A 5,341-nucleotide genomic window follows, 5' to 3' on the forward strand; every position below is an offset into this window, starting at 1 on the left:
AACGCAAAAACCCCACCTTTGCGGGGTGGGGTTTTTGTTTTTAGCATGAGGAGCCTGACGATTACCTACTTTCACACGGGCAATCCGCACTATCATCGGCGTGGAGTCGTTTCACGGTCCTGTTCGGGATGGGAAGGGGTGGTACCGACTCGCTATGGTCATCAGGCATGACTTGTTGTTGCGCGCCTGTTGGGGCGGACAACCAATCCGGGAAGAAGCAGTAATGAATTCGGGTGGTGACTGTGGCACAGTCGCTTACTCAACCAGCGGTGCATCCCCTGGGGGGATCGGAAACACACTGGTTATAGGATCAAGCCTTACGGGCAATTAGTATCAGTTAGCTCAATGCATTACTGCACTTACACACCTGACCTATCAACGTCCTGGTCTGGAACGACCCTTCAAGGGGCTCGAAGCCCCGGGGATATCTCATCTTAAGGCGAGTTTCCCGCTTAGATGCTTTCAGCGGTTATCTCTTCCGAACATAGCTACCCGGCGATGCCACTGGCGTGACAACCGGTACACCAGAGGTTCGTCCACTCCGGTCCTCTCGTACTAGGAGCAGCCCCCTTCAAATATCCAACGCCCACGGCAGATAGGGACCAAACTGTCTCACGACGTTTTAAACCCAGCTCACGTACCTCTTTAAATGGCGAACAGCCATACCCTTGGGACCGGCTACAGCCCCAGGATGAGATGAGCCGACATCGAGGTGCCAAACACCGCCGTCGATATGAACTCTTGGGCGGTATCAGCCTGTTATCCCCAGAGTACCTTTTATCCGTTGAGCGATGGCCCTTCCATACAGAACCACCGGATCACTATGACCTGCTTTCGCACCTGCTCGACTTGTCGGTCTCGCAGTTAAGCACGCTTATGCCATTGCACTATCAGCACGATTTCCGACCGTACCTAGCGTACCTTCGTACTCCTCCGTTACACTTTGGGAGGAGACCGCCCCAGTCAAACTGCCTACCATGCACTGTCCCCGATCCGGATCACGGACCAAGGTTAGAACCTCAAACAAACCAGGGTGGTATTTCAAGGACGGCTCCACGGAAACTGGCGTTCCCGCTTCATAGCCTCCCACCTATCCTACACAGATCGGTTCAAAGTCCAATGCAAAGCTACAGTAAAGGTTCATGGGGTCTTTCCGTCTAGCCGCGGGGAGATTGCATCATCACAAACACTTCAACTTCGCTGAGTCTCGGGAGGAGACAGTGTGGCCATCGTTACGCCATTCGTGCAGGTCGGAACTTACCCGACAAGGAATTTCGCTACCTTAGGACCGTTATAGTTACGGCCGCCGTTTACCGGGACTTCAATCAAGAGCTTGCACCCCATCATTTAATCTTCCGGCACCGGGCAGGCGTCACACCCTATACGTCCACTTTCGTGTTTGCAGAGTGCTGTGTTTTTATTAAACAGTCGCAGCCACCAGTTTATTGCAACCTCTTCACCCTCCTGGCGCAGGCCAGTCAAGCTACAGAGGCGTACCTTATCCCGAAGTTACGGTACCAATTTGCCGAGTTCCTTCTCCCGAGTTCTCTCAAGCGCCTTAGAATACTCATCTCGCCCACCTGTGTCGGTTTGCGGTACGGTCACTATTAGACTGAAGCTTAGAGGCTTTTCTTGGAACCACTTCCAATTGCTTCGCTTCCGAAGAAGCTCGCGCCACGCCCTTGAATTACGCACCCGGATTTGCCTAAGTGCCTTCTCCAACGCAGCGACCGGGACTTCCAACACCCGGACAACCTTCCGCGATCCGTCCCCCCATCGCATCTAACAATGGTGCAGGAATATTGACCTGCTTCCCATCAGCTACGCATTTCTGCCTCGCCTTAGGGGCCGACTCACCCTACGCCGATGAACGTTGCGTAGGAAACCTTGGGCTTACGGCGAGGGGGCTTTTCACCCCCTTTATCGCTACTCATGTCAGCATTCGCACTTCCGATACCTCCAGCACGCTTTTCAACGCACCTTCGCAGGCTTACGGAACGCTCTCCTACCACACGTACTTGCGTACGTATCCGCAGCTTCGGTGACTGGCTTGAGCCCCGTTACATCTTCCGCGCAGGACGACTCGATCAGTGAGCTATTACGCTTTCTTTAAAGGGTGGCTGCTTCTAAGCCAACCTCCTGACTGTTTTAGCCTTCCCACTTCGTTTCCCACTTAGCCAATCTTTGGGACCTTAGCTGGCGGTCTGGGTTGTTTCCCTCTTGACACCGGACGTTAGCACCCGATGTCTGTCTCCCGTGATTGCACTCTTCGGTATTCGGAGTTTGCTATGGCGTAGTAATCCGCAATGGACCCCACAACCATGACAGTGCTCTACCCCCGAAGGTGATACACGAGGCACTACCTAAATAGTTTTCGGAGAGAACCAGCTATTTCCAAGTTTGTTTAGCCTTTCACCCCTATCCACAGCTCATCCCCTAACTTTTCAACGTTAGTGGGTTCGGTCCTCCAGTACGTGTTACCGCACCTTCAACCTGGCCATGGATAGATCACTTGGTTTCGGGTCTACGCCCAGCAACTGATCGCCCTATTCGGACTCGCTTTCGCTACGCCTGCCTTAATCAGTTAAGCTCGCTACTGAACGTAAGTCGCTGACCCATTATACAAAAGGTACGCCGTCACCCCTTGCGAGGCTCCGACTGTTTGTATGCATGCGGTTTCAGGATCTATTTCACTCCCCTCCCGGGGTTCTTTTCGCCTTTCCCTCACGGTACTGGTTCACTATCGGTCGATCACGAGTATTTAGCCTTGGAGGATGGTCCCCCCATCTTCAGACAGGATTTCACGTGTCCCGCCCTACTTGTCGTACCCCTAGTTCTTCCACGCTGCTTTCGCTTACAGGGCTATCACCTGCTATGGCCGCACTTTCCAGAGCGTTCAGCTAACAATGCAGATAAAGAGTACAGGCTCTTCCCATTTCGCTCGCCACTACTTTGGGAATCTCGGTTGATTTCTTTTCCTGCGGTTACTTAGATGTTTCAGTTCACCGCGTTCGCTTCTCGTGACCTATGTATTCAGTCACGGATGACCCATACGGGCCGGGTTTCCCCATTCGGACATCTCCGGATCAAAGCTTGTTTGCCAGCTCCCCGGAGCTTTTCGCAGGCTACCGCGTCCTTCATCGCCTGTGATCGCCAAGGCATCCACCACATGCACTTGTTCGCTTGACCCTATAACGAGTGTGTCTCTCTCGAGCGCACCCCGCCATAGGCTGAGTATTCGCGTTGTGCCGTATTCCAAGTCATCATTAAGATCACTTTTCATACTTGATACAATCACTACCCTGAGTACCTACTCACGCCCATCTCTAAGCGCTTTCGCTACTCTCTTTACTACTTCTTCCAGATTGTTAAAGAACGTTTAGCCGACAAGCTATTTCAATACTTGCGACATCAACTGGCTATAGTCGCCAATGCACAGCACTCATCCGAGCGCTGTGCATTGAGGACTTGGTGGAGGATGACGGGATCGAACCGACGACCCCCTGCTTGCAAAGCAGGTGCTCTCCCAGCTGAGCTAATCCCCCGTGTGTGCAGGGCCTGTTCAACTCGTCTCGACCGTTGGTGGGTCTGGTTGGATTCGAACCAACGACCCCCGCCTTATCAAGACGGTGCTCTAACCGACTGAGCTACAGACCCTTAGCCTGTCTTTCTGACAGCCGATAAGCGTGAGCGCTTAACTTAGTGTGCGAAGCTCGAGAAAGGAGGTGATCCAGCCGCACCTTCCGATACGGCTACCTTGTTACGACTTCACCCCAGTCATGAATCCCACCGTGGTAAGCGCCCTCCTTGCGGTTAGGCTACCTACTTCTGGTGAAACCCACTCCCATGGTGTGACGGGCGGTGTGTACAAGACCCGGGAACGTATTCACCGCGGCATGCTGATCCGCGATTACTAGCGATTCCAGCTTCACGCAGTCGAGTTGCAGACTGCGATCCGGACTACGATCGGTTTTCTGGGATTGGCTCCACCTCGCGGCTTGGCAACCCTCTGTTCCGACCATTGTATGACGTGTGAAGCCCTACCCATAAGGGCCATGAGGACTTGACGTCATCCCCACCTTCCTCCGGTTTGTCACCGGCAGTCTCCTTAGAGTGCTCTTGCGTAGCAACTAAGGACAAGGGTTGCGCTCGTTGCGGGACTTAACCCAACATCTCACGACACGAGCTGACGACAGCCATGCAGCACCTGTGCGCCGGTTCTCTTTCGAGCACTCCCGCCTCTCAGCAGGATTCCGACCATGTCAAGGGTAGGTAAGGTTTTTCGCGTTGCATCGAATTAATCCACATCATCCACCGCTTGTGCGGGTCCCCGTCAATTCCTTTGAGTTTTAATCTTGCGACCGTACTCCCCAGGCGGTCAACTTCACGCGTTAGCTACGTTACTAAGGAAATGAATCCCCAACAACTAGTTGACATCGTTTAGGGCGTGGACTACCAGGGTATCTAATCCTGTTTGCTCCCCACGCTTTCGTGCATGAGCGTCAGTGTTGGCCCAGGGGGCTGCCTTCGCCATCGGTATTCCTCCACATCTCTACGCATTTCACTGCTACACGTGGAATTCTACCCCCCTCTGCCACACTCAAAGCCTGCCAGTCACCAATGCAGTTCCCAGGTTAAGCCCGGGGATTTCACATCGGTCTTAACAGACCGCCTGCGCACGCTTTACGCCCAGTAATTCCGATTAACGCTCGCACCCTACGTATTACCGCGGCTGCTGGCACGTAGTTAGCCGGTGCTTATTCTTCCGGTACCGTCATCCTCCATCCATATTAGGGACGAAGTTTTCTTTCCGGACAAAAGTGCTTTACAACCCGAAGGCCTTCTTCACACACGCGGCATTGCTGGATCAGGGTTGCCCCCATTGTCCAAAATTCCCCACTGCTGCCTCCCGTAGGAGTCTGGGCCGTGTCTCAGTCCCAGTGTGGCTGGTCGTCCTCTCAGACCAGCTACAGATCGTCGCCTTGGTAGGCCTTTACCCCACCAACTAGCTAATCTGCCATCGGCCGCCCCTATAGCGCGAGGTCCGAAGATCCCCCGCTTTCCTCCGTAGATCGTATGCGGTATTAATCCGGCTTTCGCCGGGCTATCCCCCACTACAGGACACGTTCCGATGTATTACTCACCCGTTCGCCACTCGCCACCAGGGTTGCCCCCGTGCTGCCGTTCGACTTGCATGTGTAAGGCATGCCGCCAGCGTTCAATCTGAGCCAGGATCAAACTCTTCAGTTCAAACCTGTTACTGTTTTTCGGTTCCGTTAGAAACCGGTCGCTCACTCAACGTACTGACGATGATTGTTCATCCTAAGATGAAAAACCTTCC

2 tRNA genes and 3 rRNA genes are annotated in these 5,341 nt (G+C 53.6%); all 5 read right to left on the reverse strand.

Annotation, left to right across the window (positions count from 1 at the left end):
• Positions 1 to 52: 52 nt before the first annotated feature.
• Positions 53 to 166 (reverse strand): 5S ribosomal RNA (gene rrf, locus BG57_RS30400).
• Positions 167 to 306: 140 nt separating this feature from the next.
• A 23S ribosomal RNA gene (locus BG57_RS30405) occupies positions 307 to 3,189 on the reverse strand.
• A gap of 280 nt (positions 3,190 to 3,469) precedes the next feature.
• A tRNA-Ala gene (locus BG57_RS30410) sits at positions 3,470 to 3,545 on the reverse strand.
• A 35-nt stretch (positions 3,546 to 3,580) separates the two neighbouring features.
• Positions 3,581 to 3,657: transfer RNA gene (locus BG57_RS30415), tRNA-Ile, on the reverse strand.
• Between the two features lie 61 nt (positions 3,658 to 3,718).
• Positions 3,719 to 5,250 (reverse strand): 16S ribosomal RNA (locus BG57_RS30420).
• The 16S, 23S and 5S rRNA genes sit together here with 2 tRNA genes alongside, the layout of an rRNA operon.
• Between the last annotated feature and the right edge of the window lie 91 nt (positions 5,251 to 5,341).

Source organism: Caballeronia grimmiae, from assembly GCF_000698555.1.
GTDB classification, from domain to species: Bacteria; Pseudomonadota; Gammaproteobacteria; order Burkholderiales; family Burkholderiaceae; genus Caballeronia; species Caballeronia grimmiae.